The following is a 4,667-nucleotide window of genomic DNA, read 5'->3' as shown; positions in this document are numbered from 1 at the left end:
AACCGTTCTGACAGCTTCGGCTTTGAACTCTTTAGAGTAACGTTGGTTTTTTCTGCTCATTATTAGCTCCTTCTGATGCCATTCTATTTCAGGAAGGAGTGTCCGTTAAACTCAGGCTACCTCAGGGTTGTAGGCGCGTGGGTATGGAACCGAAATAAAGAAACGGTGGAAACCTGCCACGCAAAAGCAGTGGTACTGGCAACCGGCGGTGCGTCGAAGGTGTATCAGTACACCACCAATCCGGATATTTCTTCTGGCGATGGCATTGCTATGGCGTGGCGCGCGGGCTGTCGGGTTGCCAATCTCGAATTTAATCAGTTCCACCCTACCGCACTGTATCACCCACAGGCACGCAATTTCCTGTTAACGGAAGCACTGCGCGGCGAAGGCGCTTATCTCAAGCGCCCGGATGGCACGCGTTTTATGCCCGATTTTGATGAGCGCGGCGAACTGGCCCCGCGCGATATTGTCGCCCGCGCCATTGACCATGAAATGAAACGCCTCGGCGCAGATTGTATGTTCCTCGACATCAGCCATAAGCCCGCCGATTTTATTCGCCAGCATTTCCCGATGATTTATGAAAAATTGCTCGGGCTGGGGATTGATCTCACACAAGAACCGGTACCGATTGTGCCTGCTGCACACTATACCTGCGGTGGTGTAATGGTTGATGATCATGGGCGTACGGACGTCGAGGGCTTGTATGCCATTGGCGAGGTGAGTTATACCGGCTTACACGGCGCTAACCGCATGGCCTCGAATTCATTGCTGGAGTGTCTGGTCTATGGCTGGTCGGCGGCAGAAGATATCACCAGACGTATGCCTGATGCCCACGGCGTCAGTACGTTACCACCGTGGGATGAAAGCCGCGTTGAGAACCCTGACGAACGGGTAGTAATTCAGCATAACTGGCACGAGCTACGGCTGTTTATGTGGGATTACGTCGGCATTGTGCGCACAACAAAACGTCTTGAGCGCGCCCTGCGGCGTATCAATATGTTGCAACAGGAAATAGACGAATATTACGCCCACTTCCGCGTGTCGAATAATTTGCTGGAGCTGCGTAATCTGGTGCAGGTTGCGGAATTGATTGTTCGCTGTGCCATGATGCGCAAGGAGAGTCGTGGCCTGCATTTCACACTGGATTATCCGGAACTGCTCACCCATTCCGGTCCGTCGATCCTTTCCCCCGGCAATCATTACATAAACAGATAAAAAGCCTGGGTCAGCGCCGTATACGCTTCGGAATAGTTCTGGTCTGGCCCACGAATGACTAAGCGATCGCTAAAGCATTCTCCCGCCTGCGGGGAGAATGCCAGCAGCACCCGATGCGGCAGTCGCGCTTCGTTTTCCGCCACATCCGTCCGCAAACGTAAATGCCAGCCCATGCTTAATGCCAGCTCCGTAAAACCATTACCAATCTGCTCTGGCAGCACTACGCAGAAAAATCCCTCTTCGGTAATGCACTCCGCCGCACAGGTCAGCAGCGATGGGTGATCAAGCGTAGTGGTATAGCGAGCCTGTTCCCGTTGAGGGATCGCGCACTCTACTCCCTGCTGATAGTAAGGTGGGTTACTGATGATTAAATCGAAGCGTACTGTCTGCTGTGTGAGCCACTGCTGAATATCCGCCGTATGGACGTTAATCCGCTCTGCCCACGGGGACTGGTTGATATTTTCCTGCGCCTGCGCGGCAGCTTCACTTTCCAGCTCAACGGCATCAATTATCACGCTGTCACTGGTTCGCTGCGCCAGCATCAGTGCCAGCAACCCGCTACCCGCGCCGATATCAAGGCAACGTTTCACCCCAGCCACCGGTGCCCATGCGCCCAGCAAAATGCCATCCGTTCCCACTTTCATCGCACAGCGATCGTGAGCAACAAAAAACTGTTTAAAAGTAAATCCATTACGACGAAGCACGGATGTAGACTGTGACATGAAAATAAAACCTTGCAGGAAAAACGGCGATAGCACCGGGTGAGAACAATACCCGAGAAGCGATATCCATACAAACAGATGAAGATTGCAGCCGTAACGTCTATAATCAGCGCCCCACACAGAGGTAGAACATGACTGTAACGACTTTTTCCGAACTTGAACTCGACGAAAGCCTGCTGGAAGCCCTCCAGGATAAAGGTTTCACTCGCCCGACCGCCATTCAGGCTGCCGCCATTCCGCCTGCGCTCGATGGCCGTGATGTACTCGGTTCTGCGCCGACAGGCACCGGTAAAACGGCGGCGTATCTGCTGCCAGCGTTGCAGCACCTGCTCGATTTCCCGCGTAAGAAATCCGGTCCGCCGCGTATTTTGATCCTCACCCCAACTCGCGAGCTGGCGATGCAGGTGGCCGATCATGCCCGCGAACTGGCGAAACATACGCATCTGGATATCGCCACCATTACCGGCGGCGTAGCCTATATGAACCACGCGGAAGTGTTCAGCGAAAATCAGGACATCGTGGTCGCCACGACCGGACGTCTGCTGCAATACATAAAAGAAGAGAACTTCGATTGCCGCGCGGTTGAAACGCTGATCCTCGACGAAGCAGACCGTATGCTGGATATGGGCTTCGCTCAGGATATCGAACATATTGCTGGCGAAACGCGCTGGCGTAAACAGACCCTGCTCTTTTCGGCAACGCTGGAAGGCGATGCGATTCAGGACTTTGCCGAGCGTCTGCTGGAAGATCCGGTGGAGGTTTCTGCCAATCCGTCCACCCGTGAGCGCAAAAAAATTCATCAGTGGTATTACCGCGCCGATGACCTGGAACATAAAACCGCATTGCTGGTGCATCTGTTAAAACAGCCGGAAGCGACCCGCTCAATTGTGTTTGTGCGTAAGCGTGAACGTGTGCATGAGCTGGCAAACTGGCTGCGCGAAGCGGGCATCAACAACTGCTATCTCGAAGGTGAGATGGTACAGGGCAAGCGTAATGAAGCGATTAAACGCCTGACCGAAGGCCGCGTAAACGTACTGGTAGCAACCGATGTTGCCGCGCGCGGTATCGACATTCCAGACGTCAGCCACGTCTTTAACTTCGATATGCCGCGCAGTGGTGATACTTATTTGCACCGTATCGGACGTACCGCGCGCGCCGGTCGTAAAGGCACCGCGATTTCGCTGGTGGAAGCCCATGACCATCTGCTGCTTGGCAAAGTTGGCCGTTATATTGAAGAGCCGATAAAAGCTCGCGTCATTGAGGAACTACGCCCGAAAACGCGTACGCCAAGCGAGAAGCAGACCGGCAAGCCATCGAAGAAAGTACTGGCAAAACGCGCCGAGAAGAAAAAAGCTAAAGAGAAAGAGAAGCCGCGGGTGAAAAAACGCCATCGCGACACCAAAAATATTGGTAAGCGCCGTAAACCGAGCGGAACGGGCGTGCCACCGCAAACGACAGAAGAGTAATCTTAATTCCGGGTTTAAGCCCGGAATTAAAAGTGCTGGCAAACGCAAAACTGCCTGATGCGCTACGCTTATCAGGCCTACATGGCTCATGCAATATATTGAATTTGCACGATCTTGTAGGCCGGATAAGGCGTTCACGCCGCATCCGGCATGAACAAAACGCACTTCGTCGACAAGTTGGGTGCCGGGTTTAAGCCCGGCATTATTTTTATCCCGGCAAAAAACACTCTTCAATACACTGAATAAAAGTGTGCATCGCCGGGCTAACCGCTTTTCCAGCATGGTGTGCGCACATAGCCGTAATGGTCTGCGACTGTTCGCCAAAAGGCAATTCAATTAATTCTCCGCTCTCAAGCTCTTTTTCCACCGCAAAGCGGGGCAAGTAACTGACACCGATATTCGCCGCGACACAACGTTTGATACTTTCAATGCTTAACAGCTCAATGGTGTTTTCCACCGTGATCCGCCGCTGACGCAGCGTGCTCTCAAATATCTGCCGGAAGACACATTGCGGTTCGTTGATAATAAAGCTACAGGCGTTATGTCTTCCCGGCTCAGTAAAATCGACATCTGCAATTTGCGGTGAAGCCACCAGCACCAGCGATTGTTCACCCAACTCTCGTCGGTTCAGGGCATCATCATTCCCTACGCGATAAAAGACGCCGACATCGGCCTCATCATTCAGTAGCGCATCACGGATCACGTAACAGTTCAGCGACTGCAACGATAAACGCACTTTTGGTGCGCGTTGCCGAAAACGCTGCAACACCTGCGGCATTCGGTAAGAGAGCAACGTTTCGCCCGAAACAACGCGTAGTTCCCCGTCCGGATCTGACCCCTTTTTGGCAGCCTCACGAAGCGTATCCATCACTCGGGTAAGTTCATAAATGTGCGGCAGCAACTTTTTTCCTTCGCGGGTAAGGCACATCCGTCGGCCAATTTTCTCAAATAACTGGACTGAAAACTCCTGCTCAAGCTGCTGAATATGAAAAGTCACCGTCGATTGTGTACAGCACAATTTTTGCGAAGCTCGCAAAAAGGAACCCTCTTCCACCACGGTTTTAAGCGTAATAAAACGGCGCAGATCCATAACCCCGAACCTATCGAAAATATCGAATCTAGAATATAAAAACATTCATTTTTTTAAATGTTCTGTGTCGGGTACTGGATTTGCCCCTATATTTCCAGACATCTGTTATCACTTAACCCATTACAAGCCCGCTGCCGCAGATATTCCCGTGGCGAGCGATAACCCAGCGCACTA

3 protein-coding genes and 1 pseudogene are annotated in these 4,667 nt (G+C 52.3%); 2 read left to right on the top strand and 2 right to left on the bottom strand.

What is annotated here, in order from left to right:
- Positions 1-114: 114 nt before the first annotated feature.
- Positions 115-1,215: pseudogene (nadB, locus tag BHE85_RS10780) on the top strand (L-aspartate oxidase); the annotation flags it as partial.
- On the opposite strand, the gene trmN reads toward nadB, so the two are convergent.
- A complete protein-coding gene (trmN, locus tag BHE85_RS10775; protein WP_005007860.1) occupies positions 1,200-1,937 on the bottom strand; it encodes a tRNA(1)(Val) (adenine(37)-N(6))-methyltransferase TrmN in 738 nt (245 codons plus the stop codon). The pseudogene nadB and the gene trmN overlap by 16 nt on opposite strands.
- Positions 1,938-2,068: 131 nt before the next feature.
- Between trmN and srmB the strand changes: the two genes are divergently transcribed.
- On the top strand, positions 2,069-3,403 hold the full coding sequence (srmB, locus tag BHE85_RS10770; protein ID WP_000219197.1) for an ATP-dependent RNA helicase SrmB: 1,335 nt from the start codon (positions 2,069-2,071) through the stop codon (positions 3,401-3,403).
- Positions 3,404-3,611: 208 nt separating this feature from the next.
- On the opposite strand, the gene BHE85_RS10765 is transcribed toward srmB, so the two are convergent.
- Positions 3,612-4,493 carry a LysR family transcriptional regulator gene (locus BHE85_RS10765; protein ID WP_004985640.1) on the bottom strand — a complete coding sequence of 294 codons (882 nt, stop codon included), beginning with the start codon at positions 4,491-4,493 and terminating at the stop codon, positions 3,612-3,614.
- Between the last annotated feature and the right edge of the window lie 174 nt (positions 4,494-4,667).

Origin of the sequence: Shigella sp. FC1567 (assembly GCF_001743015.1) — a bacterium.
Taxonomy (GTDB): Bacteria; Pseudomonadota; Gammaproteobacteria; order Enterobacterales; family Enterobacteriaceae; genus Escherichia; species Escherichia coli.
Note: the sequence above shows the minus strand (reverse complement) of the source record. Positions and strands in the feature narration are given on the sequence as shown.

Bases quoted from the DNA above. Each gene is read 5' to 3' on its own strand.
- srmB (WP_000219197.1), top strand. From the start codon at position 2,069: ATGACTGTAACGACTTTTTCCGAACTTGAACTCGACGAAAGCCTGCTG.
- BHE85_RS10765 (WP_004985640.1), bottom strand. From the start codon at position 4,493: ATGGATCTGCGCCGTTTTATTACGCTTAAAACCGTGGTGGAAGAGGGT.
- trmN (WP_005007860.1), bottom strand. From the start codon at position 1,937: ATGTCACAGTCTACATCCGTGCTTCGTCGTAATGGATTTACTTTTAAA.